This window comes from Ruania alkalisoli (assembly GCF_014960965.1).
Lineage (GTDB): Bacteria > Actinomycetota > Actinomycetes > Actinomycetales > Beutenbergiaceae > Ruania > Ruania alkalisoli.
Window position 1 is genome coordinate 3,782,372 of sequence record NZ_CP063169.1, and the last position, 25,863, is coordinate 3,808,234.

Here is a 25,863-nt window from a genome sequence, read left to right on the forward strand (position 1 = left end):
CCTACCGTGGCGTCCCCACACGAGGACGCACCCGGGGGCGGGCTCGGTGCCCGCACCCGGGTGCGTTCGTGTGGCCTGGGTGTGAGTCAGGTCAGACCTGCAGCGAGTCCGACTGGGACGCCGCCTCCTGCTGCTGCTTCTTCTTGCGGTTGAACAGCTTCCGCTTCACGGCGGGCGGCGGGTCGAGCAACCCGTCCTCGATGAACGAGGTCGAGACGTGATCGGTCAGCTCATCCCGCGCGATGCGGCGCTGAGCCCGCAGCATCCGAGCCCGCTGGGAACGGAACTGCTTGATCAGCGCCACGCACATGAAGATCATGATGATGCTGAACGGAAGCGCGATGGAGATCGCCACACTCTGAAGTGCGCTGAGTACCGCGCTTCCACCAGCGAGCAGCAGCGCGGACGCCACAGCACCCTCGAGGATCGCCCACAGCACGCGACTCCACTTCGGGGGTTCCGGGTCGCCGCCGGAGGCCAGCATGTCAACCACGAGCGAGCCGGAGTCAGACGATGTGACGAAGAAGATGACGACCAGCAGCACCGCCAAGCCGACGAGCACCTTCCCGACCCCGCTCCCGGGTTCCCCGACGAGACCGTCGAGCATGGTGAACAACGATCCGGTGCCATCGACTGTCAGGCCCTCGGGTCCGACAGTGTCGTCAGGTCCGCCCTCGGTGACCAGCCCGCCCTCACCGAAGAGCTGGCGGTGGAGCGCGGTGCCGCCGAAGACGGTGAACCAGAGGAACGAGAAGGCCGTCGGGAGCACGAGCACACCGACCACGAACTCACGCACGGTGCGGCCGCGCGAGATGCGGGCGATGAAGACGCCGACGAAGGGCGCCCAGGAGACCCACCAGCCCCAGTAGAACGCGGTCCACCAACCCTGCCAGGTGGTGCCATCTTCACCGGCGAACGCGGTGGTGCGGAAGGCGTTGTTGAGGAACTCCTGGAAGTACAGGCCGGTGGCCTCAACGTACTCGCGCAGCAGGAACATCGTCGGGCCGGCGATCAGCACGAAGATCATCAGGCCGATGGCCAGGATCATGTTCCCGTTGGAGAGGTACTTGATGCCCTTCTTCACCCCGGTGACCACCGAGACCAGGGCGATCAGCGTGATGATCCCGATGAGGAACACCATGATGAGATTGGTGGGCTCTCCGATGATCTCCAGGAAGCTCAGCCCCGACGCAACCTGCGAGACACCGAGCCCCAGCGACGTGGCCACACCGAAGACGGTGCCGACCACGGCGATCACGTCGATGACGTTCCCGATCCAGCTGTCAGTGCGCTTGCCGAGGATTGCCTCGAGGGACCAGCGGATGGAGATCGGCCGCTTGCGCACGTGCACGGCGTAGGCGATGGCCAGACCCACGACGACGTAGATCGCCCAGGGGTGCAGACCCCAGTGCAGGAAGGTGGTCACCAAGGACTCTTCCGCCCCGGCCGCGTCCATCTCCGCGATGCCGGTGGCACGGTTCGGGATGCCGGCGAAGTGGTGCAGCGGCTCCGCCACACCCCAGAACATCAGACCGATCCCCATACCGGCAGCGAACAACATCGCCAGCCACGGCCCCATCTTGAACTCGGCCGGCTCGTCCTCGTCTCCCAGGACGATGTCGCCGTAGTGACTCACGCCCACCCAGACCGCGAAGCCGACGAAGGCCGTCACGAGCACGATGTAGTACCACCCGAAGGCGGTGACAATGCCACCGCTGACCACACCGATCGCATCCCCGAACGCTGACCCACCAGCGATGGCCGCGATCACGAAGGCGGCAATGACCACCATCGATGGCCAGAACACGCCTGGGCGGACCGAGGAGTACCACGGTCCGGATCGATCGGGATCCTCTGGCGGCGGTGGTGTCTTGTCCTTCACCTCGGCTGTCATCGTCTCCCTCTCCTCGGTTCATTTGCCATGCCGGATCGGGTAGAACCCTCCGACAAACACTCCACCGTAGCGAAGAGAGCAAATTCCGCCAGGCGGCCCGGTTCTCACGGGCGCCAGAAAACGTGCGTACTGGTGCGGGGATCAGTCCAGCAGGTCGTGACGAACGATCGTCGCGGCCCGGTCCGGCCCCACTCCGATCGAGGAGATCCGGGTACCGGACATCTCCTCCAGCGCGAGCACGTAGCGCTGGGCGTTCACGGGGAGGTCCTCGAAGGTCCGGCAGCCGGAGATATCCTCCCACCACCCATCGAGGTGCTCGTAGATCGGGGTGGCGTGGTGGAAGGCGGTCTGGTCCACCGGCATCTCGTCGTGACGGACGCCGTCGACGTCGTAGGCCACGCACACCGGGACCTTCTCCCAACCCGTGAGCACGTCCAGTTTCGTCAGCACAAGGTCGGTGAGTCCGTTCACGCGGCCGGCGTAGCGGGCCACGACAGCGTCGTACCAACCGCAGCGACGTGGCCGCCCGGTGGTGACACCGAACTCGCCACCGGCCTTGCGCAACGACTCACCGTCGTCGTCGTTGAGCTCGGTGGGGAACGGACCTTCGCCCACACGCGTGGTGTACGCCTTGATCACGCCGACCACGCGATCGATCCGCGTGGGCCCGATGCCGGACCCGGTCGCCGCACCGCCGGCCGTGGCAGAGGAAGAGGTGACGAACGGATAGGTTCCATGGTCGACATCGAGCATGGTGGCCTGGCCTGCTTCGTACACGACAGTCTTGCCGGCATCGAGAGCCTGGTTCAGCACCAGGGACGTGTCGGCGACCATCGGGCGGACCCGGTCGGCATAGGAGAGCAGCTCGTCGGTCACGGCATCGATGTCGGCCGCGCGCCGGTTATAGATCTTGACGAGGATCTGGTTCTTCTGCTCCAGCGCCCCCTCGACCTTCTCCCGCAGGATGCCCTCGTCGAACAGATCCGAGATGCGGATGCCCACGCGGCTCATCTTGTCCGCGTAGGTGGGGCCGATCCCGCGGCCGGTGGTGCCGATCTGCCGCTTGCCGAGGAAACGCTCGGTGACCTTGTCCAGCGTCCGGTTGTAGCTGGGGATGACGTGAGCACTGGAGGAGATGAGCAGCTTGGAGACGTCCACACCACGCTCGGTGAGGCCGTCCAGCTCCTCGAAGAGCACCTCGAGATCGACCACCACGCCGTTGCCGATCACGGGCGTGCATCCCTCGGACAGGATTCCGGAGGGCAGCAGGTGGAGCGCGTACTTCTCGTCCCCGACCACCACGGTGTGCCCAGCGTTGTTACCGCCGTTGAACTTCACCACATAGTCGACGCGAGAACCGAGCTGGTCGGTCGCCTTCCCCTTGCCTTCGTCGCCCCACTGGGCACCGAGGACCACCACGGCTGGCATGCGTTTCCTTCCGGTCTGCGAGACCTGTTCAGGCCCAGTGCAGCCTACCGGTGATCACAGCGAGCGTGCCGCCGGGTCCGAATCGTCGGCGAAGGACCGGCACCGCTCGGCTTCTTCCGCTTCACCGATCGCCTCGGCGGCGTCCGCAAGCGCGAGCAGGGCGATGAGGAACCCCTGGTTGGGGACGTGCTCGGCCGGGATCGGGCCAGCGCCGCGCCAGCCGGCGCGGCGCAGGGCGTCCAGGCCACGGTGATAGCCGGTGCGGGCGAAGGCGTAGGCGGCCACCGGGTCCGCGGCCGCGAGACTCTCCCGTGCCAGCATCGCCCAGGCGTAGCTCGCCGCCGGGTAACGGGCGGCGACATCGCGCAGCGACGTCCCCTCGCCGATCGCGGCGCGCGCCGCCATGTCCGGGTGGTCTTCGGGCAGCCGGGTCGGTTCCGGGCCAAGCAGGTTCGCATGCATGACCCCAGTCTCGCATCCGGGATGCTCCGCTCAGGAAGCCACCATGATGGTTGCGGTGGCGCGCGCCCGTCCCGTGACACGCGCTGAACCGCTACCTGTTCCCTGCACGAATCGTCTACCGTGTCAGTACTGAAGGGCTCGCCAGATGCGCGCTCCGGCCCGTCCCCCACAGGAGGCTCCGTGCCCGACGCACCCAGCGATGCCGTGCCACCCCGCAACCAGGGCAGCGGCGACGGCAGCACCGGGATCGTGCAAACCCTGCTCGAAGACGACTGCACCAGGCTGGTGCTCTCCGGCGAGATCGACGTAGCTATGTCCGACGAACTGACCGAAGCGGTCGCCGAAGCGGAGAAGGCTGGCCTGCCCGTCAAAGTGGACGTACGGCACGTGGAGTTCATGGACTCGGCCGGCATCGCACTGCTGGCCCGGCTCGCCAGCCATACGCCCGGACGGCCGCTGCTGATCCGCCCGCCGGACGTCGTCCGGTTCCTGCTGGAGGCGACGCACATCGGGGACCTGGTGGACGTCGTCGAGCACGACCCGGCGAACTGAGCGCCCGGGCGAGGCGTCAGGCAGGGGCGAGGGACGCCGTCCGGCGACGTGCCCGCCACCAGGCCGGGAGTCGTTCCCACGGGACGAAGGCCGACCAGCAGACCACCGTGGGCAGGAAGTGGATGCCCAGCAGCACGAAGGTGGCCAGGTGGAAGGACATGAAGGCCCCGATCGCCAGCGCCAGCCACCGACCTCGCAGCGCAAACACCACCGGTGAGGCGATCTCCAGCAGCAGTGCCCCCCACTGGGCCGCTCGCAGCAGCAGCGCGTGCTGCACCAACAGCTGGTTCACGTCGTTCGGCCTGCGGATGAAAGCCCACGCGAGCGTGCCGGAGGTGGCCCAGCGCAGCAGCGAGCCGCCGCTGAAGACGTACTTCGCCAGCACCGACCCCAGGTAGGTGAGGACAGTGAAGAGCTGGATCATCCGCAACGGCCACCCTGCCACGGAGTCCGCCGTCGGTCCCCCGCCGTAGCGCGACGTCCCCGCGGTGGGCAGCACTAGCATGCCGATCACGATCGCCATGTGGTCGTGGGAGACGTAGCCGTAGCTCATCGCCCACAGCACCCAGAGCAGATACGACACGCCCAGCACCAGTCCACCGGCGTGCTGCACGGCGGCAGGCACACGAGCGAACCCGCCGAGCACCATGGCAACGGCTCCCACGTGCACGCCGACGAACAGCATCTGCGCTACCCCGTCGGTGACCGGCGGCAGGTGCAGCCACTCGGCCACGAGCACCGGGGCGAACAACTCCGGGGTCCCGCCCCGCTCCCCGGTGGAGTTCAGGAAGTAGCGCACGTCCAGCACCGCCATGACCGCCAGGGCCGTACGCACCCACGCCACCCGCGCCCGGGGCAGCGCGGGCACGAGCCAGGCCAGCACGCGGCGCGCCAGGGCGAGGGCCGCCGTCACGGGACCTCCCAGATGAGCACGACTGTGTCGTACGGCTCGGATGCCAGGGCACCCCCGGACATCGGCGAGATGTTCTCGTACACCGTGACCGAGGTGAGCACGTGCGGGGGGTGACTGTCCTGCCAGGCCTCGACGATGTCACCCAGCAGGTCCGGGTCGGCCTGGAACTCAGGGAGCTGGACCTCGAACTCGACGCGCGAGATGCCGGCCGAGCCGGGCGTCAGGCCCACGCGCACCTCCTCGCCCGTGGTCGTGACGCCCATGACGTAGGTGTTGATCACGTCGCCGTTCGGGTCGCGCGGGTAGGCGTACTGCCCCAGGCTCCCCAGCGGGAACCAGTGGTCGGCACGCAGGAACTGGGCTGCCACCAGCACTCCGACGAGCAGCACCATCACACCGACCCGCCAGAGCGCCCCCATGCCCGCATGATGGCAGATGCGTTCCTGCATGTAGCCTTCAACACTCGCGGCAGGTGGAAAAGACCATGACCGATGTCAGTGGTCGTTCCTACAGTTGACACGCTATGACAACGACCGCCCCGCGGGCTCCGGCAGAGAGCCACACCGCAACGCCACGCCCGACCGTGCCGGAAGATCCGGCCCGCCGGGTCGACTGGCGGCGCCTGCGCCGCCCCGCGACAGTGCTCGCACTGGTGATCAGCATGGTCTCCGCGGTCTCGCAGACATTCGGAACTGTGATCGCGGGCCGGCTCGCCGAGAACCCGGTGGCAACCGGAGTCATGCTGCTGGCCCTGTGCGTGCTGGGAGCAGCTCTGCTGGACACCGCCGGCCGGGTGATCTGGTCGACCGTCGCGGACCGGGCCGAAGGGCGGCTGCGCGGCGACCTGCTGACGGCGGCCCTGCACCAGCCGCTGGCCACCCTCTCCGAGCAGGCCGTGGGCGAGATCCTCGACCGGGTCGACGACGACACCCACGACGTCGGGACCCTGGTCCGCATGCAGGGGTGGGGCATCCTGCGCACCGTTTTCCTGGTGGTGCCGATGTGGTTGGTTGCCGGGTGGACGTGGTGGCCGGCATTCGCGCTGTTCCCGGTGCTCGCGGTGATCACGGGCCTGGTGGTGCGGCCGTTGCTCGCCCCGATCGCCGAGCGCAAGGTGATCGAGGAGATGGCCTGGACGGACCATGCCGCTGTGCTCGAGGAAGGGATCGCTGGTCGCGACGACCTGCGCACCAGTCTCGGGCAGGCCTACGTGGTGCGACGCCTGGCTCACCTCTCGGCTGCTGTGCACGAGAAGTTCGCCCGCGTGATCGTGCTGGAGTCACGCCTCATCCGACGCGCGGGCATGCTGCTGCACAGCTTGCTCGCCGCCGTCGCGATCACCGGGGTGGCGCTGGCGATCGGCGGCGATCTCTCCGTGGCCCGGCTGGTGACACTGTTCCTGGTGACGGCCCAGTTTGTCGGCCTGGTTTCGCACATGGCCGAGCAGCTGCCCGATCTGCAGGCGGGCCTGGGGGCGCTGGTGCGCATCCGGCAGATGTTCGCCTCCCCGCCCGAGCCCGACGGCGGAGCTTCCGTTCGGCAGGGACGTCTCGGGGTGGAGGTGCGCAACCTGCACTTCGCCTACCCGGAAGGCTCCTTCGCCCTCAGCGGTATCTCCCTGCACGTGCCAGCCGGGGAGACGATCGCGCTGGTCGGGCGGACCGGCTCGGGCAAGTCGACCCTGGCGGCGCTGCTCTCCCGGGCGGTCGAACCCGAACCGGGTTCGGTCTTCCTGGGTGGCATGGACGTGACCGAGCTCGACCTGCAGGAGTTGCGTGCCGCCGTCGGGGTGGTGAGCCAGCGCACCGACATCCTGGCAGGGACGTTGGCACAGAACATCACGCTGTTCTCCGACGTACCGCGCGCGCGGGTGGAGGCAGCGGTCACTGAGCTGGGCCTGACCGACTGGGTGGCCGGGCTCTCCGACGGGCTCGACACCCTGCTGGGGGCGAGCGGGACGACCCTCTCCGCTGGTGAGGAGCAACTCGTCGCCTTCGCGCGACTGCTGGTGCGGGATGTGCAGGTCGTCATCCTGGACGAGGCAACGGCACGGATGGACCCATTGACCGAGCGTCGTGTGGTGGCCGCCTCGGACCGGCTGCTGCGCGGACGCACGGGAATCCTCATCGCCCACCGGCTGAGCACGACCGCCCGGGCGGAGTCGGTGGCGGTGCTCGACCACGGCCAGGTGGTCCAACATGGCCCGCGGGCTATCCTCGCCGCCGAAGCGGGCCCGTTCCGGGACTTGCTGGCCGCAGGTGACTCCGGCAGCGGTGATGAGCACAGCGAACATGACGGCAGCGACGGTGACCACAGCGATGGCCCGGCGACGACGCCACCGGAGCGGGGCGCCGGAACATCGGCGGCACAGCTCGGGCACCGGCGCCGCACGGGCCTACCGCCGGAACGCGAGGATGTGGGAACGGGACCGAGCCTGGCGCGAGGAGTGCTCAGTGCGCTCATGGCCCGCAAGGCGTGGGGTGTCGGGGGTGCGATCGGCTTCCTGGTCTCGGCGCTGCTCGGCGCCCACGGGGCGCTGACGGGGTTCTGGTGGGGACGTCTGGTGGAAGCGGTGCAGAGCGGTTCCTCGGTGGGATGGTTGCTCGGCGCACTGGTGCTCGGACTACTTGCGTTCCCGCTGGTCTTCGGTGACGCGATCTGGCGGTACCCACGCTGGTGGGTGGAGGTACTGCTGCGCACACGGATGTCCGTGCTGCGTGGCCAGACGATGCAGCGCCGCCTTCCCCGTACGCCGCCCGGGGAGGTCGTGGCACGCAGTATGGACGCCGACCGGTACGCCCGGTATGCCGACCGCTGGGTCGACTTCATCAACGGCCTGGTGATCGCAGCCGTGACGGCGGTCTTGGCCGGCACATGGCTGGCCGGCGCCGTACTCCTCGCGGTGATGGTGTTCTCTGCGCTGGCCTCGAGCATCGGTCGCCCCATCGCCGGGCGCTCAGCCGCGGCGGCATCGCAGGCGCGGGCCTGGTTCGGCCGGTCACTGGTCTCGGTGCTGGAGTCGGCCCGGACGGTCAAGCTCGCCGGCGCCACACCGGACGTGCATGCGCACTTGAGCACGGTCGACGACGAACGAGTCGGCAAGGCTGTGCGCGAGCACCGGGTACAGGCCGTCCTCGATGGCGTACCCGTGGTGCTCGTGCAAGCAGGAGTGGTCACCGCGTGGGCCGGGGTGTTGTGGAACTGGTGGGGGCTCGCGACCGCGCTGCTCGTCGCCAACGCCGTGGGCGGCTTCGACTGGTTCGGCCGGGTGGCCGGTGCCGTAGTCACGGAAGCACCGGGCACCCGCGCCTGGCAGAAGGCCACGGCCTCGTTCGCCGGGGGTGTGGACCTGATGCACCTACCCGACGGTGTGGACCTGCTTACCGGCGCTGCTCCGCCAGCAGATCCACCCACGCGGCAACGGTTGGAACGGCTGCGGCTCGAGAACGTCACGGCCGTGCACGATGACGGCACGATCGGCATCTCAGATGTCGATCTGGAGGTCCGGGCCGGGGAACTGGTACTGCTCGTCGGCCAGGTCGGCTCCGGCAAGTCCAGTCTGCTGAGTGCCCTGGCCGGTCTGGTCTCACACGAGGGGACCATCCGGTGGAACGGCGAGGAGATCGAGGACGCGGAGACCTTCCTGCGACCGGGGCAGGTGGCGCACGTGGCACAGGTTCCACGGGTGCTCTCGGGCACCTTCGCCGACAACATCCGCCTCGGTCACGAGCGCGACCTCGACCGCCCGGTGGCCGATGCCCGCCTCGGCCAGGACGTGCGGGAGGCCGGTGGGGTGGAGGCCCTGGTCGGGCACCGCGGGGTGCGACTCTCCGGCGGTCAGGTGCAGCGCCTGGCACTGGCCCGGGCGTTGGCCACGGATACGGACCTGCTGCTCGCCGACGACGTCTCCAGCGCACTGGACGCCAGCACCGAGCTGGAGCTGTGGGCAGCCCTGCGTGATCGCAGCACCACCGTGATCGGTGCGACGTCCAAGCGCGCCGCCCTGGCCCTGGCCGACCGAGTGGTCGTCCTGCGCGAGGGTGAGGTGGCCGCCGTCGGGCCGTGGCGGGAGCTGCGTCAGGACTGGGGGCACCTGGCGGGCTGACGCTCCGATACAGAATCCCTCGTCGATCTGGTGACCAGATCGACGAGGGATTCCGGGTGCGGGCTGTTCCCGCGAGGTCCTGCGTGAGGCGTTGACCAGGTCAGCCCATCTTCTGGCCCGCGGAGCGCAGCCACTGGCAGGCCTCCGCGATCCGCTGAGCCATACCGGCCTCGGCCGACTTGCCCCAGGCGCGCGGGTCGTAGGCCTTCTTGTTACCGACCTCGCCGTCGACCTTCAGCACACCGTCGTAGTTGCGGAAGATGTGGTCCACCACGGGGCGAGTGAAGGCGTACTGGGTGTCGGTGTCGATGTTCATCTTGATGACACCGTTGTCCACCGCGAGGGCGACCTCGTCGGCAGTGGAACCGGAGCCTCCGTGGAAGACCAGGTCGAACGGCTTGTCCTTGCCGACCTCGGCGCCGACGGCCTGCTGGATCTCACCGAGGATCTCCGGGCGGAGCTTGACCGCACCCGGCTTGTACACGCCGTGCACGTTGCCGAAGGTCAGAGCCGTGAGGTAGCGGCCCTTCTCGCCGGTGCCCAGCGCACGCACAGTGGCCAGGCCGTCCTCGACGGTGGTGTACAACTTGTCGTTGATCTCGTGGGAGACGCCGTCCTCTTCGCCACCGACCACGCCGACCTCGATCTCGAGAATGGTCTTGGCGGCCTGGGAGAGCTCGAGCAACTCCTCAGCGATCTGGAGGTTCTCCTCCAGCGGCACGGCCGAGCCGTCCCACATGTGCGACTGGAAGGACGGCAGCCCGCCGTTCTTCACCTGCTCGGCCTCGTGCGCCAGCAGCGGGCGAACCCAGCTGTCCAGGTTCTCCTTCGCGCAGTGGTCGGTGTGCAGGGCGATGGTCACGGGGTAGTTCTTGGCCACCTCGGCGGCGTATGCGGCCAGACCCAGCGATCCGGCGACACGGTCCTTGATGGTGGAGCCGGAGGCGTACTCGGAGCCGCCGACGGAGACCTGGATGATCCCGTCGCTCTCGGCCTCGGCGAAGCCGCGTAGTGCGGCTGTGAGGGTCTGGGAGGAGGTGACGTTGACTGCCGGGTAAGCGAATGCATGCTCCTTCGCCCGGTCGATCATCTCCTGGTAAACCTCAGGGGTAGCAATACCCATGAATCTCTCCTGTGCCTGGGATGAGTGATGTCGGGGCCCAGTGTCCCATGAGTCCCGGGTCAGTGTCCCTGACTTTCAGTTCTCGGCAGTCAGCAGCTGCTCGGTCGCCAGATCGCGATAGAGGCCGTCGGCACGCAGGAGCTCGGCGTGGGTACCGACCGCGCGCACCCGGCCCGCATCGAGTACCACGATCTGGTCGGCGCTGGTGACAGTGGAGAGACGATGCGCCACCACGATCACGTTGGTGCGCTCAGCCGCCTCCAGCATCACCTGCCGCAGCGCGGCCTCGTTCGCCGCATCGAGCTGGGACGTCGCCTCGTCGAGGAGCAACAGACGCGGCCGCCGCAGCAGCGCACGGGCGATCGCCACCCGTTGCCGCTCCCCTCCCGAGAGGGTCACACCCCGGGGCCCGACGGCGGAGTCCAGCCCGTCCGGCAACCTCGCCACCATCTCGCTCAGGCGGGCCTGCGCGACGACCGCGGCGACGTCCTCATCCGTGGCGTGCGGGGCTGCGAGGGTGAGATTGTCACGAAGGCTCCCGCTGAGCACCGGGGCATCCTGCTCCACATATCCGATCATGGAACGCAGCTCACGCAGCGACCAGTCCTGGACGGCCACCCCCTCGACGCGCACCTCACCCGCGGTGGCCGGGTAGAACCCTTCGATGAGGGAGAAGATCGTGGTCTTGCCCGCTCCGGACGGGCCCACGAGTGCGGTCAGGCCGGTGCCACTGGCGGTGAATGTGACCCCACGGTGCACAGGAGCGAGGTCATCCTCGTAGCGGAACTCGACGCGGTCGAACTCCACCTGAGCGGCAGGCAGCGGCCCTGCGGAGGTGAGGGACGCCGTCGGGGAGGCCGTGCCCACGCTGAGGTCCTCGGACTCCAGGTGGTCCACCTGCTCCACCCGTGCCACGGCAGCCAGGCCGGTCTGCAGCTGGGAGAGCGCCTGCACGAGCGAGCCGATCGGACCCATGAGGTAGAAGAGCATCAGCAGGAACCCGATGAGCGATCCGATCGTCATGGCGCCGTCAGCCACCCGGGCACCACCGAGGCCGAGCACCACCAAGAACGCGATGTTCACCGGCAGGAACGCCAGCACACCGGCGAGCGCCTCCCAGACGGCGACTGTCACACCCTTGTCACGGGCTTCGACGGCCGCCTGGTCCAGCGAGGCGATCTCCCGGTCCTCAGCACCGGAGGCCTTGACGGTGCGGAATGCGCCGAGCGCCCGCTCGAGGATGGCGCCCATGTCACCGAGGGCGGTCTGCGACTCCCGCGTGGCCGCACCGATCCGCGGCATCACCACCAGCATCACCACGGTGACCACCGCTGCCATCGCGAGCGTGACCCCGAAGAGCACGATGTCGATCCACGCCATCACAGCGAGGCCGCCGATGAGCATGAAGATCGCCGTGAATCCACCGATCACCGTGGTGGAGGCGACCGTGCGCAGCAGGTTGGTGTCGGAGGTCAGACGCGAGACGAGGTCACCGGACTTGAGCCGGTCGACCTCGGCGACCGTGAGATGGACGAGCTGGCTGACCAGGCGGCGGCGCACCGTGAGGATGATGTTCTGCCCGGTGCGCTGCATCAGGTAGGGCCCGAATGCCTCCAGGGCAGCCCCGACCAGGACGGCACCACTGAGGATCCACAACAGGTCACCGAGCGGGTCGCCGGCACCGAGCGCCTCGATAATCGACATCGCGATCAACGGCTGGACCAGGCCGACGATGCCCCCGAGGAAAGTCAGGACCCCACCGACGAGAAGGATCCGCAGATGGCTGCGGGCGTAGAACCACAGGCGACGGATGGAGGCAGGGCGCTCGGCGGGGTCGCTCGGGGCCTGCTCTGGTGGGGCAGTCGTGGACACCACGGGAACCTCTCGGGAGATGGGTGCGGTTCGGCGACATTAGCCTGCGACCGGCTGCTGGCACATCGGCCGCAGGGCGGATCAGGGCCCACTGCCGCTCCGCCGAAGGGATGGTGCGCGGCCGAGGCGGCGGGCGCCGTCGATAGGGTTCGGGGTGAGCGGGCACCAGCGAGCCCGGCCGGACCGGCCATGGCTCGGGTCCGGCCCCCCACGCAGGCGAGGAAACGATCACGCACGGCAACGATGAGGTAGGCGGATGAGGATCTCGGCGAAGGCGGAGTACGCCGTCAGGGCAGCGGCCGAGCTCGCCACGGGGGGCGAGACCCCGATGCCAGCCGAGGCGTTGGCGCGTGCGGCCGGCGTGCCGCACCGGTTCCTCGAAGGAATCCTCACAGATCTGCGGCGCGAAGGGCTGGTGCTCAGTCGTCGGGGTGCAGGTGGAGGCCACCTGCTGGCCCGGCCGGCGGAGCGGGTGACGATCGCCGACGTGATCCGCGCGGTCGAGGGACCGCTGGTGTTCGTCCGGGACGAGCGGCCGGGCGAGATCGCGTATCAGGGTGCGGCTGCGATCTTGCCGCAGGTGTGGGTGGCGTTGCGGGCGAACGTGCGTGCTGTGCTTGAGCAGGTGACGCTCGCCGATCTGGCCGCCGGTCATGTGCCCGGTGTGGTGGCCGATCTGACTTCCGATGAGGACGCCTGGCGCAACCCCTGAACTGGGTGAACGCCCGGCCCTCAGCCGGAATCAAACGTCGATATGGCTACTCGGCAACCACCACAATGACGTGCGATTCCTGCGGAGGGCTCCCAGCGAGCCGCCAGATCAACGTTCGATTCCGCGGGATACCACGATGTGGACTCCTCGCATTTCCCCCTAATCCGACTGGATCACTCGGATATCGTCGCAGGCGTCCAGCCACCCATCCGAGGAGCCTCGTGATCACGCTCGTGCTGCTCGCCCTCGTCGGGCTCGGAGCCCAGCTCGTGGACGGCAGCCTCGGGATGGGGCACGGGATCACCTCCACCACCCTGCTGCTCGCGATCGGCCTGCAGCCGGCGTCGGCCTCGGCCACGGTGCACCTGGCACAGATCGGCACCACGTTGGCCTCTGGACTGGCTCATCGACGCTTCGGGAATGTCGACTGGACGGTGGTGCGCCGGCTGGCGTTCCCGGGCGCACTCGGCGCGTTCCTCGGCGCCACCGCACTCTCTCGCCTTCCCGTGACGATCGCGGCCCCGGTGATGGCCGTCCTGCTGCTGGCGCTGGGTTGCTACGTACTTGTGCGCTTCTCGGTACGTGGGATGCGGGTCGACCGGATCGGCACCCCGCTACGACGCCGCTTCCTCACTCCACTGGGATTCTCGGCCGGGATGGTCAGCGCCATCGGTGGGGGCGGCTGGGGTCCGGTTGGCACACCGGCACTGCTGGCCAGCGGCAGACTCGAGCCGCGCCAGGTCGTCGGCTCGATCTCCGCAAGCGAGTTCTTCGTGGCGGTCGCTGCCAGCGCCGGCTTCCTGCTCGGCATCGGCACCGCCGGCATCAACCCGACCTGGGCGCTCGCCCTGCTCGCGGGCGGAGTGGTGGCCGCTCCCCTGGCTGCCTGGCTCGTGCGCCTGATCCCGGCGCGTGTGCTCGGCACCGCGGCAGGCGGGCTGATCGTGCTCACGAACGTGCACTCGCTCGCAGGTGCGATCACGATTCCCGACGGCGTCCGTTGGCTGACGTACGCCATAGCCGCCGGGGTGTGCGTGGCAGCCGGCGTCCGGACGGCTCTCGCCCACCAGCGCGAGCAGCCGACCCGCGTGCAGGTCCCGGAGCGAACGACCGCCTGACACGGCCCCGGCAGGTGCCGCGAGATGTCGGTTCCCGGGAGTTGGAGCGACACCCAGCGGCGCCTCCTGTGCATCGGGCCGGCTGTCGGTGCCGCCGCTCGTCGGGACCGCACCACCTGGGCGAGGAGGACTGGCAGCGACAGCCCTGGGCTCAGGTCACACCCGCGGCCGCGTATCCGGGATGGACGCATGCTGGACCACCCAGGCATGCATGGCGATCGCCGCCGCGGCACCGGCGTTGATGGAGCGGGTTGAGCCGAACTGGCTGATGTGCAGGATCGCCGCGCTCGCCTGCCGGGCGTCGGCGGTCAGCCCCTGGGACTCCTCACCGAACAGCATCGCGCACTCGGCCGGAAGCGCCCGACCCTCGATCGGCACCGACCCGGGCACGTTGTCCACACCGAGCAACGGCAGCCCCGCTTCGGCGCACCAGTCGGAGAAGGCGGCGACGTCGTCCCAGTGCTCGACGTGCAGGTAGCGGTCGGTGACCATGGCACCGCGACGGTTCCACCGCCGTCGGCCGATGATGTGCACCCGGGCGACGTTGAAGGCGTTGGCCGTGCGCACCACCGAACCGATGTTGAAGTCGCGGCCCCAGTTCTCGATCGCCACATGCAGCGGGTGCCGACGTACATCGAGGTCGGCCACGATCGCCTCCAGCCGCCAGTACCGGTACTGGTCGGCAACGTTGCGCCGGTCGCCGTCGGCCAGCAAATCCGGATCCAGCCGGGGATCGTCGGGCCACTGCTCCGGCCCGCCGGGCCACGGGCCGACGCCCACCTCGGGTTCCATCAGTCCAGTATCGCTGGTCCTGACCGTCGCCCTCATGGGCCGAACAGTCGACCCCTGAGCCCCTCAAGGGCCGAAAGTTCGGCCCCCTCTCCGGGTTGACCCCGAGTTTCGGACCCGAGAACAGCGGTGAGCTGATCACACCCGGGCGCCATACTGGAGCCATAGCCCCCTCTCACCCACCACCAGTGCCGGAGAACACGATGCCCGAGATCACAAACTGGCTCACTGATATGGACGGCGTGCTGGTGCACGAGGAGGAGGCGCTCCCGGGCGCAGCCGAGTTCGTCGCGGCGTTGCGTGAGAAGGAGATCCCGTTCCAGATCCTCACGAACAACTCCATCTTCACCCCGCGCGATCTCGCCGCCCGACTGCGCGGCTCCGGCATCGACGTGGACGAGTCCTCCATCTGGACCTCAGCCCTGGCCACGGCCACCTTCCTCTCCGACCAGGTGCCCCAGGGCAGTGCCTTCGTGATCGGCGAGGCTGGGCTGACGACAGCGTTGTACGAGCAGGGTTACACCCTCACCAGCGCCAACCCGGACTACGTGGTACTCGGGGAGACCCGCACGTACTCCTTCTCCGCGATCACGAAAGCCATCCGGTTCGTGGCCGCCGGTGCCCGGTTCATCGCCACCAACCCGGACGTCACAGGACCTTCATCGGAGGGTCCGCTGCCTGCCACAGGATCGGTGGCCGCGATGATCACGGCCGCGACCGGCCGCAAGCCGTACTTCGTCGGCAAGCCGAACCCGGTGATGATCCGCACCGCCCTGAACCGGATCGATGCCCACTCCGAGAACACCGCCATGATCGGCGACCGGATGGACACCGACGTCGTCGCCGGGATGGAAGCCGGGCTGCGCACCTACCTCGTGCTCAGCGGCTCCACGAAGGCCGACCAAGTCGAGGACTACCCGTACCGGCCCTCCCACGTGGTCAACGGGATCGGCGATCTGCTGGACCTGCTCGACGGCTGATCACCTGCGAGCCACCGACGCCATGATCGCCCAGCCCCACCCTCGCGCGCACCCAGACGCGCATCCCCAGACACGCCAAAGGCCGGGTTCGTTCACAACGAACCCGGCCCTGCGCCGTCCATGGACTCCGCGAAGCGGAACCCTCAGGGCTGCTGCGGGGGCTGCTGACCGTACCCCTGCCCGGGCTGCTGCGGCGGTGCCGGCGGCTGCTGACCGTAGCCGCTCGGCGGCGGCTGGTACCCCTGCGGCTGGCTGCCCGGCTGCACCGGGGAGTCGGTCGGCATCGGTGCACGGGTGGGCTGCTGCTGGTTGTAGACGCCCACGTGGCCGGCCTGGTCTTGGAACGACACCTGCGGCGCCGTGCGCACCGCCGGGTCGGTGACCTCGAAGTACTCGGCCCGGGAGAAGTTGAACATCCCGGCGATGATGCTCGGCGGGAACGTCTCCACCTTGGTGTTGAGCGAGCGCACGTTGGCGTTGTAGAACCGGCGTCCGGCGGCGATCCGGTCCTCGGTGTTGGTCAGTTCTGCCTGCAGCTGGGTGAAGCTCTGCACCGACCGCAGCTGCGGGTAGTTCTCCGCGACGGCGAACAACCGGCCGATCGCACCGGAGAGCGCGTCCTCCTGCGCCGCCTGCTGAGCCGGCGTGGATCCTGGCTGGGCGGCCTGAGCACGCGCCCGCGTGACCTCGTCGAAGACGGCCCGCTCGTGCGCGGCATAGCCCTTGACGGTCTCGATCAGATTGGGGATCAGGTCATAACGCCGGTGCAACTCGACGTCGATCTGACGCCACGCCTCCTGCACCAGGTTCCGCAGCTTCACAAAGCCGTTGTACGTTGCCACCGCCCAGATCAGGACGATCACCACGAGCGCCAGGACGATGAGCAGGATCACGATGCCGACATCCATCGCGCACCTCCGTTCTTCCTCGTTCCGGGCGGGTGTCTCCCTCCCCGGGTGGGGCATGGGTGGCCCCGGTCCGGTTTGAGCCTACTGGTGTGTCAGGCCGAGGTCAGTAGCGGAGAGCACCCACAGGTAGGGGAGTTCTGCCCCTTCCACCGCTTCGCGTGCGCCGGTGTCCCGGTCCACCACCGAGGCCACGGCGGCCACCTCGGCGCCAGCGTTGCGTACCGCCTCGACTGCAGTGAGCGCACTGCCACCGGTGGTGGAGGTGTCTTCGAGAATCACCACACGCTTGCCTGCGACGTCGGGACCCTCGACCTGTCGCTTCATCCCGTGGCCCTTGGCTTCCTTGCGCACAAGAAAGGCATCGAGGTCCAGGCCGCGGCTGGCGGCGGCATGCTGCACGGCGCACACCACCGGGTCCGCACCGAGCGTGAGTCCCCCGACGGCGTCGATCTCCCCCGGGCCATAGCCCGCCTCTTCGAGCCGGTCCAGCAGGAGGTGCCCGATCAGCGGGGCCGCTTCGTGATGCAACGTCACCCGTCGCATGTCGACGTAGTAGTCGGCCTCCTTGCCGCTGCTGAGAGTGACGCGGCCGTGGACGACGGCGTGGGTGTTGACGAGCTCGGCGAGGCGCTGGGCGGGGCTGGATGCGTTGGTGGTCACGGCCGTCAGGGTAGCGCCCCTCACCCCGGCCGCTCGGCCGCGACCGCCGGGTACTCTGCCGGCGAGCGCTGAGATATTCGGCGTCCGGCGCCTCAACGCCGAACAACTCAGCGCTCGGCAAGGCCCAGGGGCCCGTGGCGGTCCGGTGGGAGCGGACCCCACGCGGCGGGTTACGGTGTCCGGCGTGCGCATCGCCAGCTGGAACGTGAACTCCGTCCGCGCCCGTGCCGAGCGGGTCGTCGCCTGGCTCGAGCGCGCCGACGTCGACGTCCTGCTCATGCAGGAGACCAAGGTCAAGGACGAGGCGTTCCCGTACCTGCCGTTCGAGGCGGCCGGCTACGAGGTGGCCCACCATGGCGTGAACCAGTGGAACGGCGTCGGGATCTGCTCACGGGTGGGCCTGGAGGACGTCGAACGTTCCTTCGCGGGACAGCCCGAGTGGAAGGACCAGGTCGAGGCTCGCGCCATCGGAGCAACCTGCGCGGGGATCCGGCTCTGGAGCGTGTACGTGCCGAACGGACGCACGCTGGACGATCCCCACTACGCGTACAAGCTCCAGTGGCTGGCGGCGCTGCGCGAGGCCGCGAGCGCATGGGCCGGCGACGGGTCACCAGTCGGACTCCTCGGCGACTGGAATGTGGCACCCCAGGACACCGACGTCTGGGACATCGACGTCTTCGACGGCGCCACGCACGTCTCCGCCGCCGAGCGCCAGGCGTTCGCCGCGTTCGCGAGCGCGGGGTATCGCGAGGTCACACGTGAGCATGTCCCGCAGGCGTACACCTACTGGGACTACCAGCGGCTACGTTTCCCGAAGAACGAGGGGATGCGGATCGACTTCGCCTGGGCGTCGGTGCCGCTGGCCGAGCGAGTGCGGGGCGTGAGGATCGACCGGGACGAGCGCAAGGGCAAGGGCCCTTCCGATCATGTGCCCGTCGTGCTTGAGGTGGAGTGATCGTGGGTCCGCACCTCGGCGGGTGAATCACCGCTTCATGGGTCGAACATTTGCCCCTTGAACCGTTCAAGGGTCGAAAGTTCGGCCCCTGGAGGGTGACGACGCCCCAGCCAGCACCCACGACGGTGGCCTGAGTGTTGCAGACACGCGCGTCCGCGACACTCGGGCCGCCCTCGTCGGGCCGGGTCGCTCAGGCCCCCATCTCCGCACCGGTCTCGAGCAGGGTCTTGAGACCGGAGAGGCACCAAGGCCATCCGCCGCCACCCTGCGCCGGTTCCCCACCGCCGGCCACCTCGGCCGCCAGCTCGGGGGCCGCGGTCAGGTCGTGGGTGAGCACCACCTGAGTGAGACCGGAGGGGTATTCGGTCAGCTCCCAGGTGAGGCGGGTGGGTGCCTTGTCCGGGTGCCAGGCCGGTGACCAGTCGAGTACGAGCCGGGTCGGCTCGTCGGCCTCGATGACCGTTCCGGTGACGGCGACCTCTCCCATCCCCATCTGCTTCATCTCATCTGTGGTCAGGTTGCGATAGGTGCCGCCTGGGCGCAGGTCGTACTCTGACTCGCCTCCGTAGCCCCAGCGGGTGGTGTATTCCGACTCGGTGATGGCCTTCCAGATGGTGGCGGCCGGAGCGTTGATGTAGATGCTGTAGACCTGGATCAGGTTGTCACTCATGACTCGTCTTTCGGTTCGTGGCCGGGCCGTTTCGGCTCGTCCGGAGATTGCTCGAGGTGTTCCTTCATACCGAGCAGGACGGAGGCGATGCCGGCCCGCTCGGTGTACTTGCCGATCCACCGCTGGTGGATCTGCTGGATCGGCACGGGGTTGAGGTAGTGGTGCTTGGTCCGCCCGCGCTTGCGCGTGAGGACCAGGCCGGCGTTCTCCAGCTGTCTCAGATGCTTCGACACACCGAACCTGGTCATCTCGGTGTGCTCGTTGACCGCCGCGTCGAGCTCACCGAGGGAGCGCCCGTCCTGCGCAAAGAGCAGGTCGAGAAGGAGCCGGCGAACAGGATCCGCCAGCGCCTTGAAGACTGGGTCGTCGTCGAGCACGATTCGTACAATAGGTGACTATTTGGTCACATGTCAATCAATGGTCGATCCCGGCTATCGTCGTGGCCATGAGCAATCCCGGTGACCACCCACCGGCACCGGGCACACCGCCCGAGCCGGAGCCATGGGCCGCGCCCAGCGCCTGGGGCGCGCCCACGGGACAGTCGCCCGCACCGTGGCAGACGCCAGCACGCGGCCCGGACGGGACGACACCCGCGGTCCCACCGCTGCCCGCACCGCCAGCGCACACCCCCCAGCCAGGACCGGTCGGGCAGAGCATGTACGGCTCCCGCCCAGCCTCACCCCAGCAGGATCAGGGCTCCTACGGCCAGTTCACCTTCCCGGTGATGCAGCGCGCCAAGGTGGAACCGACAGCGGTGGCCTCCGTCGCGACCGCACTGCTCGGGCCCGTCGCCATCTTCCTCGGCGCACTGGCGCGCACGCGGATCAAGCGCAATCGGCGCCGCAGTATGGCGCTCGCCTGGACCGGGATCGGCTTGGGTTCGCTGTTCACGATCGCGTGGGTGCTGACCACGGTGGTGCTGGCCGGGAATGGCACGATCGACCGCCTCACCGAGAGCCCTCAGGCCGGGGACGTCGAGACCGCCCGGACCGTCGGCGCCTCGAACGTGGCCGTGGGCAACTGCATCGAGTTCCTCCCACCGGGCGAGCAGGTGGGAGAGGTCCGGCTGGTGCCGTGCGCGCAGTCACACATCGCGCAGGCGATCTCCAGCCACGAGCTGACCGGCGACTTCCCCGGGGCGGAAGCCGTTGCCGAGGAGGCGCTGGCCACCTGCGAGGCGGACGTTTCGGCAATGGAGAACGACAGCGTGCCCGAGTCGGGGTTGACCGCCTGGTACCTGGCTCCCACCGAAGAGGCATGGGACCAGGGCACCACCGCGATCTTGTGTCTCGCGCGCGGCAGCACCGGACCGTTCGACGGAGACCTGCTCGGCGGATGAGGTCTGCCTGCCCGGCCCCGGGGGAGACCCGGAGTGCGCACGCCGTCATGGCTCGTTCTAGGGTCAGCGCATGAGTACTCCGGACCCGAGCGCGCCCCGGCGCGATCGTCAGCGTGGCGATGGCCGTCGCCTGGCGCCTGCTCGGGGGCGGCACGCAGGTTCATGGGCCGGCTTCGGGCAGAGCCCGGGGGCCGATCCCTCCGAACGCTCTCCGGCGGCAGACCGCCGATCGACGACGTCCGTTCCGATGATCGCCGCGGTGGCTGTCGGGCTCGCCCTGGTGCTCATCGTGGGGACCCTAGGCTTCCGCGCCCTGTTCCAGGACGATCCAACGCCGACGCCCCCGGCGACGGACCCTGCCTCGGCCACGCCCACCCCGACGGGAGAGCCTCCCACGCCCACGACCTCGCCCGGGGCGGTGTCCGAGTTTGATCTCACGGTGGGCCAATGCCTGGACGGGTACGAGCTCGGCGACCCGGAGATGCCGCTCGCCGACTGCGCCGACCCGCACCGGTTCGAGGTGTTCGCCCAGGATGAGTCCGCCGAGGAGGACTACCCGGGAGAGGGCGAGATGACGACGGCGGCAGACGAGTTCTGCCGAGAGTCGCTGCTCGCAGAGCTGCCCGAGGATCTCGATACAACGCCCGTGGTGTACCGGACGATCGCCCCCTCCCCCGAGACCTGGGAGACCGGCGACCGGACTCTGACCTGCATCGCCGGCGTGGATGAGGGATACACGATGACCGGCAGCTTCACGCGTGGGGACGAGGTCGTGGTCGCCGGATCGTGAGACCGGCTCGACCAGTTCGACCGGTTGCGGCCAGTTTCGGACGCAAACCCTCGCAGAACGCGCTGGCGCCACGGTCGAGCGGGCTTCTAGAGTCGTTGCCATGAGCGCACCGTGGGATCCTCACCAACAGCCCGGCCCTCCGGGCCCGGAACAGCCCGGCTACGGCCAGCAACCAGGTCAGCAACCCAGCTACGGCCAGCAACCGGGGCAGGGTCAACCCGGCTACGGCCAACAGCAGCCTGGCCCGCCGACCCAGCCCGGATACAGCCAGCCTGGCTACGCTCCACAGGGCGGCTACGGGCAGCAGCCTGGCTACGGAACACCCCAACCAGGCTATGGCGGCCCCGGGGCCGGCTACGGGGCCGGAGGGCAGGCACCATTCGGGGCGCCGCCGTCGAAGAACAGGGCCCCGCTGATCATCGGGATCGTCGTGCTGATCGCGGTGGTCGCCGTCGGTGGCTTCTTCGCGCTGCGCCTCCTAGATGGCGGGAACGAGCAGCCGACCGCCGGCCAGACGGCCGATCCGCTGAGCCAGCCGGAAGAGGTGGCCGATCTGAACCTGCTGCCCGGGCACTGCCTGGAGGTGCTGGAGTACATCTACACCGACGACAACCTGCTGCCAGCGGTGCCGTGCGCGGATCCGCACGCGCTGGAGGTGTACGCCGAGGAGATCCTTGACGACGCGGAGTACCCGGACTTCCCCGGTGAGGACGTCTTCGGCGACGCCTCCGACGAGTTCTGCTTCGCCGAGCTCGACTCGATGTTGCCGGCCTCGTTCGACACCACCAACATCGGCTACCACTCGCTCTACCCCACACAGCAGACCTGGGATGCCGGCGACCGGAAGTTCACCTGCCTGATCTCCGCGAATGACGGGTACAGCCTCACCGGCAGTTTCATCGCCGGCGACGACGTCTCCATCTCCTGACCCCTAGCACCGAAATCGCTCGTCGATTTGGCCGTGCGTCAACGACCAGATCGACGAGCGATTCCGTGAGATGAGTGTCAGGGGGCCGGGGCTCAGGCGGCGCGTAGCACCAGTCCCGGCTCCTCGAGCGACTCCGGCCGGTCGACCGTCACGGATCCGCCGTCCGCCACCTCCCCGGCGAGCAGCATCCGGGCGAGCCGGTCTCCGATCTCACGCTGCACGAGGCGGCGCAGCGGCCGGGCACCGTAGGCAGGATCGTAGCCCTCGATGGCGAGCCACTCCCGGGCGGCCGCGGTGACCTCGAGGTCAAGGCGGCGGTCGGCGAGCCGCGCGGCCATCCGCTCCAGCTGCAGGTCAACGATCTTGCCCAGCTCGTCCAGGTTCAGGGCGTCGAAGACGACGATCTCGTCCAGGCGGTTCAGGAACTCGGGCTTGAACGACGCCCGCACGGCTTCGAGCACCCGATCACGCTTGACCGCGGCCTCCAGCGAGGAGTCCACGAGGAACTGCGAACCGAGGTTGGAGGTGAGCACCAGGATCGTGTTGCGGAAGTCCACGGTGCGCCCCTGACCATCGGTGAGCCGGCCGTCGTCGAGCACCTGCAGCAGGATGTCGAAGACCTCCGGGTGCGCCTTCTCCACCTCGTCGAGCAGCACGACCGAGTACGGACGGCGTCGCACGGCCTCGGTCAGTTGCCCGCCCTCTTCGTAGCCGACATAGCCGGGAGGAGCCCCGACCAGCCGGGCGACCGAGTGCTTCTCGCCGTACTCGCTCATGTCGATGCGCACGATCGCGCGCTCGTCATCGAAGAGGAAGTCCGCGAGCGACTTCGCGAGCTCGGTCTTGCCCACACCGGTGGGCCCGAGGAACAAGAAGGATCCGGTCGGCCGGTCCGGGTCGGAGATCCCGGCACGCGAACGCCGCACCGCATCGGAGACGGCACGCACGGCCTCGCGCTGACCGATCAGCCGCTCGCCGAGCACGTCCTCCATGTGCAGCAATTTCTGTGTCTCCCCCTCCAGCAGCCGGCCGGTGGGGATGCCCGTCCAGGCGCCGACCACCTCGGCCACCTCCTCGACACCGACGTGGTCGGCGATCATGGGAGCCTCGCTCGCGGACTCCACATCGTGCTCGGCGGCCTCCGCCTCGGCGATCTGGCGCTCGACGGCGGGGATCTCCCCATACAGCAGCCGCGAGGCCTTCTCGAGGTCACCCTCACGCTGGGCACGTTCGGCGTCGGTGCGCATCGCATCGAGCTGAGCCTTGAGGTCACCCACCCGGTTGTGGCCGGCCTTCTCCGCCTCCCAGCGGGCATTCAGTCCGGCCAGCTCCTCCGAGCGGTCGGCCAGGTCGGCGCGCAACTTCTCCAACCGGTCCCGCGACGCATCGTCGGCAGACTCCGACAGGTAGGCCTCCTCCATCTTCAGCCGATCCACGGCCCGGCGCAGCTCATCGATCTCCACCGGCGAGGAGTCCAGTTCCATCCGCAGCCGAGAGGCCGCCTCGTCGATCAGGTCGATCGCCTTGTCGGGCAGCTGCCGGCCGGGGATGTACCGGTCGGAGAGCTGCGCGGCGGCCACGAGTGCACCGTCGGCGATGGTCACCTGGTGGTGGGCCTCGTACTTCGGTGCGATCCCGCGCAGGATCGCCACCGTGTCCTCCACCGAGGGCTCCCCCACGAACACCTGCTGGAACCGGCGCTCCAGTGCGGGATCGGACTCGACGTGCTCGCGGAACTCGTCCAGCGTGGTCGCCCCGACCATGCGCAGCTCACCGCGGGCGAGCATGGGCTTGAGCATGTTCCCGGCATCCATCGAGCCTTCGGAGGCCCCGGCCCCCACCACGGTGTGCAGCTCGTCGATGAAGGTGACGATCTCGCCGTCGGAGCTCTTGATCTCGTCCAGCACTGCCTTGAGGCGCTCCTCGAACTCGCCTCGGTACTTCGCCCCGGCCACCATCGCGGCCAGGTCGAGAGAGATGAGGCGCTTGTCGCGCAGCGAGTCGGGCACGTCGCCGTCCACGATGCGCTGGGCCAGACCCTCCACGACGGCGGTCTTGCCGACACCGGGATCACCGATCAGCACCGGGTTGTTCTTCGTGCGACGGGAAAGCACCTGCACCACACGGCGAATCTCGGAGTCGCGCCCGATGATGGGGTCGATCTTCCCCTCGCGTGCTGCCGCGGTGAGGTCCAGGCCGTACTTCTCCAGCGCCTGGAAGGTTCCCTCCGGGTCCGGGGACGTCACACGTGCAGACCCACGCACCTGCGGCAGCGCGGCGAGCAGCTGGTCCCGGGATGCCCCCGCTCCTCGCAGCGCCTCGCCGACGGCACCGGCGTCCTTGGCCAACCCCAGCAGCAGGTGCTCGGTGGAGACGTACTCATCACCAAGCGCCTTCGCCTCGTCCCCGGCAGCACCGGTCACGGTGAGCATCGCCCGCGACATCCGCGGCTGACTCACCGAGGATCCCGCGGCCGCGGGGAGGGCGGTCTCGATCCCCTGGGCCTGCTGGGTCAGGTGGGCACGGTCGGCGCCTACGGCACCGAGCAGGGCGACGGCGACCCCGTCCGTCTGCGCGAGCAGTGCACTGAGCAGGTGGACCGGTTCGAGTTGCGCGTGCCCGGCACGCGCAGCGGCCTGAACGGCCGTCGAGACAGCCTCTTGCGACTTGGTGGTGAGCTTGGTGTCCATCGATCCTCCGGGTTGGTCGGTCACTGACCAGTGCAACCAGATCAAGGTTGAGTCTATTCCACTCAACTTTGGGGCATCAGCTTCAGATGCGCAACCAGATCATCGACAGACTCCGGCGACGCGTCGAACTCGCTGGCAGGTGACCAGGCGGTGAACTCTTCGCCCGATCCCACGCAACCTGCGCCGTCGGGAACCCTCCGGGCTGCGCACGTGCCCGAAGTGCGACAAACTCGGGTGGCGTAGGGCACATCCGTGCGGTCAACCACGAGAAGGAGAAGCACATGGTGGGATTCGACGACCTGAAGAACAAGGCCTCCGAGGTGCTGAAGGACGAGGAGAAGACCGATCAGGGTCTCGACGCCGCCTCGGACTTCATCAACGACAAGACCGGTGGCCAGCACGCCGACAAGATCGAGCAGGGCCGCGACTTCCTCGACGGCAAGGTCGGCGACGAGCGCTGACGGACGATCTCGGACGGCCGGCCCTGCGCGGGGTCGGCCGTCCGCCATGTCCGAGTGCACGTTCTGCAGGATCGTCGCCGGTGACCTCGAGGCGCAGGTGGTGATGGATGAGCCCGACGTCGTCGCCTTCCTCGACACCAGGCCCCTGTTCGCCGGCCACACGCTGCTCGTACCGCGCCGCCACGTACCGACCGTTCCCGACCTTCCGGCCGAGATCGCGGGTGCGTTCTGGTCTGCCGGTCAACGGCTGGCCGCGGCGATCCCGGAGGCCCTCGGCGCGCAGGGCACGTTCATGGCGGTCAACAATGTGGTGAGTCAGTCCGTGCCGCACCTGCACCTGCACGTGGTGCCGCGCACGAAGGGCGATGGGTTGCGCGGGTTCTTCTGGCCGCGCACGAGCTACTCGGGCGACGAGGCCGGCGCGGCGGCCGCATCGATCCGGACCGCACTCGGCGGGTAGCCCTCGGGTCTCGAGCCTTGTGGTGTGATTCCGACGCACCGTGTGCATCGACAT

24 protein-coding genes are annotated in these 25,863 nt (G+C 68.8%); 11 read left to right on the top strand and 13 right to left on the bottom strand.

What is annotated here, in order from left to right:
* Positions 1–91: 91 nt before the first annotated feature.
* The 3 genes from IM660_RS16865 to IM660_RS16875 all read right to left on the bottom strand — a co-directional run bounded on the left by IM660_RS16865 (position 92) and on the right by IM660_RS16875 (position 3,784).
* Complete coding sequence (locus tag IM660_RS16865) at positions 92–1,894, bottom strand: BCCT family transporter (protein ID WP_193496941.1); 1,803 nt, start codon at positions 1,892–1,894, stop codon at positions 92–94.
* Positions 1,895–2,035: 141 nt separating this feature from the next.
* Positions 2,036–3,322 (bottom strand): adenylosuccinate synthase, encoded by a 1,287-nt coding sequence (locus IM660_RS16870; protein ID WP_193496942.1) that lies wholly within the window; start codon positions 3,320–3,322, stop codon positions 2,036–2,038.
* 54 nt (positions 3,323–3,376) lie between these two features.
* Positions 3,377–3,784, bottom strand: coding sequence for a DUF3151 family protein (locus tag IM660_RS16875; RefSeq protein ID WP_193496943.1), 408 nt, complete (start codon positions 3,782–3,784; stop codon positions 3,377–3,379).
* Between the two features lie 180 nt (positions 3,785–3,964).
* Here IM660_RS16875 and IM660_RS16880 point away from each other — a divergent pair, with 180 nt between their 5' ends.
* On the top strand, positions 3,965–4,336 hold the full coding sequence (locus IM660_RS16880) for an STAS domain-containing protein (RefSeq protein ID WP_246465010.1): 372 nt from the start codon (positions 3,965–3,967) through the stop codon (positions 4,334–4,336).
* Between the two features lie 16 nt (positions 4,337–4,352).
* Here IM660_RS16880 and IM660_RS16885 read toward each other — a convergent pair whose 3' ends face one another.
* Together IM660_RS16885 and IM660_RS16890 are read right to left on the bottom strand one after the other, a co-directional pair.
* Positions 4,353–5,249, bottom strand: a complete 897-nt coding sequence (locus tag IM660_RS16885) for a hypothetical protein (RefSeq protein WP_193496944.1) — start codon at positions 5,247–5,249, stop codon at positions 4,353–4,355.
* Positions 5,246–5,668, bottom strand: coding sequence for a hypothetical protein (locus tag IM660_RS16890; RefSeq protein WP_193496945.1), 423 nt, complete (start codon positions 5,666–5,668; stop codon positions 5,246–5,248). The genes IM660_RS16885 and IM660_RS16890 overlap by 4 nt, the downstream gene beginning before the upstream one ends.
* 104 nt (positions 5,669–5,772) lie before the next feature.
* Between IM660_RS16890 and IM660_RS16895 the strand changes: the two genes are divergently transcribed.
* Complete coding sequence (locus tag IM660_RS16895; protein WP_193496946.1) at positions 5,773–9,354, top strand: ATP-binding cassette domain-containing protein; 3,582 nt, start codon at positions 5,773–5,775, stop codon at positions 9,352–9,354.
* Between the two features lie 100 nt (positions 9,355–9,454).
* Here IM660_RS16895 and fbaA read toward each other — a convergent pair whose 3' ends face one another.
* Both fbaA and IM660_RS16905 read right to left on the bottom strand, forming a co-directional pair.
* On the bottom strand, positions 9,455–10,477 hold the full coding sequence (gene fbaA, locus IM660_RS16900; RefSeq protein WP_193496947.1) for a class II fructose-bisphosphate aldolase: 1,023 nt from the start codon (positions 10,475–10,477) through the stop codon (positions 9,455–9,457).
* Between the two features lie 75 nt (positions 10,478–10,552).
* Positions 10,553–12,349 carry an ABC transporter ATP-binding protein gene (locus tag IM660_RS16905; RefSeq protein ID WP_210769007.1) on the bottom strand — a complete coding sequence of 599 codons (1,797 nt, stop codon included), beginning with the start codon at positions 12,347–12,349 and terminating at the stop codon, positions 10,553–10,555.
* Positions 12,350–12,605: 256 nt separating this feature from the next.
* Here IM660_RS16905 and IM660_RS16910 point away from each other — a divergent pair, with 256 nt between their 5' ends.
* Both IM660_RS16910 and IM660_RS16915 read left to right on the top strand, forming a co-directional pair.
* On the top strand, positions 12,606–13,061 hold the full coding sequence (locus IM660_RS16910) for an RrF2 family transcriptional regulator (RefSeq protein ID WP_193496948.1): 456 nt from the start codon (positions 12,606–12,608) through the stop codon (positions 13,059–13,061).
* 221 nt (positions 13,062–13,282) lie between these two features.
* Complete coding sequence (locus IM660_RS16915) at positions 13,283–14,179, top strand: sulfite exporter TauE/SafE family protein (protein WP_193496949.1); 897 nt, start codon at positions 13,283–13,285, stop codon at positions 14,177–14,179.
* A 156-nt stretch (positions 14,180–14,335) separates the two neighbouring features.
* Here the strand turns inward: IM660_RS16915 and IM660_RS16920 are convergent, their stop codons facing one another.
* Positions 14,336–15,007 carry a TrmH family RNA methyltransferase gene (locus IM660_RS16920; protein ID WP_193496950.1) on the bottom strand — a complete coding sequence of 224 codons (672 nt, stop codon included), beginning with the start codon at positions 15,005–15,007 and terminating at the stop codon, positions 14,336–14,338.
* Positions 15,008–15,171: 164 nt separating this feature from the next.
* Between IM660_RS16920 and IM660_RS16925 the strand changes: the two genes are divergently transcribed.
* Positions 15,172–15,948: an HAD-IIA family hydrolase gene (locus tag IM660_RS16925; protein ID WP_193496951.1), complete on the top strand. Its 777-nt coding sequence runs from the start codon at positions 15,172–15,174 to the stop codon at positions 15,946–15,948.
* Between the two features lie 143 nt (positions 15,949–16,091).
* Here IM660_RS16925 and IM660_RS16930 read toward each other — a convergent pair whose 3' ends face one another.
* Positions 16,092–16,856 carry a LemA family protein gene (locus tag IM660_RS16930; RefSeq protein ID WP_193496952.1) on the bottom strand — a complete coding sequence of 255 codons (765 nt, stop codon included), beginning with the start codon at positions 16,854–16,856 and terminating at the stop codon, positions 16,092–16,094.
* Positions 16,857–16,937: 81 nt separating this feature from the next.
* On the bottom strand, positions 16,938–17,516 hold the full coding sequence (gene pyrE, locus IM660_RS16935; RefSeq protein WP_193496953.1) for an orotate phosphoribosyltransferase: 579 nt from the start codon (positions 17,514–17,516) through the stop codon (positions 16,938–16,940).
* A 184-nt stretch (positions 17,517–17,700) separates the two neighbouring features.
* On the opposite strand from pyrE, the gene IM660_RS16940 reads away from it, so the two are divergent.
* Entirely contained in the window at positions 17,701–18,471 is a 771-nt protein-coding gene (locus IM660_RS16940; protein WP_193496954.1) for an exodeoxyribonuclease III, read from the top strand.
* A 190-nt stretch (positions 18,472–18,661) separates the two neighbouring features.
* Here the strand turns inward: IM660_RS16940 and IM660_RS16945 are convergent, their stop codons facing one another.
* Both IM660_RS16945 and IM660_RS16950 read right to left on the bottom strand, forming a co-directional pair.
* The gene (locus IM660_RS16945; RefSeq protein WP_193496955.1) at positions 18,662–19,141 is read right to left on the bottom strand and encodes an SRPBCC domain-containing protein; all 480 of its coding nucleotides are present in this window, start codon (positions 19,139–19,141) and stop codon (positions 18,662–18,664) included.
* Positions 19,138–19,518 carry an ArsR/SmtB family transcription factor gene (locus tag IM660_RS16950; RefSeq protein WP_193496956.1) on the bottom strand — a complete coding sequence of 127 codons (381 nt, stop codon included), beginning with the start codon at positions 19,516–19,518 and terminating at the stop codon, positions 19,138–19,140. Before IM660_RS16950 ends, IM660_RS16945 begins: the two co-directional genes overlap by 4 nt.
* A 68-nt stretch (positions 19,519–19,586) precedes the next feature.
* On the opposite strand from IM660_RS16950, the gene IM660_RS16955 reads away from it, so the two are divergent.
* From IM660_RS16955 to IM660_RS16965, 3 genes are all read left to right on the top strand, one after another.
* Positions 19,587–20,480 carry a DUF4190 domain-containing protein gene (locus tag IM660_RS16955; RefSeq protein ID WP_193496957.1) on the top strand — a complete coding sequence of 298 codons (894 nt, stop codon included), beginning with the start codon at positions 19,587–19,589 and terminating at the stop codon, positions 20,478–20,480.
* A 70-nt stretch (positions 20,481–20,550) separates the two neighbouring features.
* Positions 20,551–21,270, top strand: coding sequence for a septum formation family protein (locus IM660_RS16960; protein ID WP_193496958.1), 720 nt, complete (start codon positions 20,551–20,553; stop codon positions 21,268–21,270).
* Positions 21,271–21,370: 100 nt separating this feature from the next.
* Entirely contained in the window at positions 21,371–22,198 is an 828-nt protein-coding gene (locus IM660_RS16965) for a septum formation family protein (RefSeq protein WP_193496959.1), read from the top strand.
* A 92-nt stretch (positions 22,199–22,290) separates the two neighbouring features.
* Here the strand turns inward: IM660_RS16965 and clpB are convergent, their stop codons facing one another.
* Positions 22,291–24,888 (bottom strand): ATP-dependent chaperone ClpB, encoded by a 2,598-nt coding sequence (gene clpB, locus IM660_RS16970; RefSeq protein ID WP_193496960.1) that lies wholly within the window; start codon positions 24,886–24,888, stop codon positions 22,291–22,293.
* Positions 24,889–25,169: 281 nt separating this feature from the next.
* Between clpB and IM660_RS16975 the strand changes: the two genes are divergently transcribed.
* Positions 25,170–25,349 (top strand): antitoxin, encoded by a 180-nt coding sequence (locus tag IM660_RS16975; protein ID WP_159623088.1) that lies wholly within the window; start codon positions 25,170–25,172, stop codon positions 25,347–25,349.
* Between the two features lie 46 nt (positions 25,350–25,395).
* Positions 25,396–25,809, top strand: a complete 414-nt coding sequence (locus IM660_RS16980) for an HIT family protein (RefSeq protein ID WP_193496961.1) — start codon at positions 25,396–25,398, stop codon at positions 25,807–25,809.
* Positions 25,810–25,863: the final 54 nt, after the last annotated feature.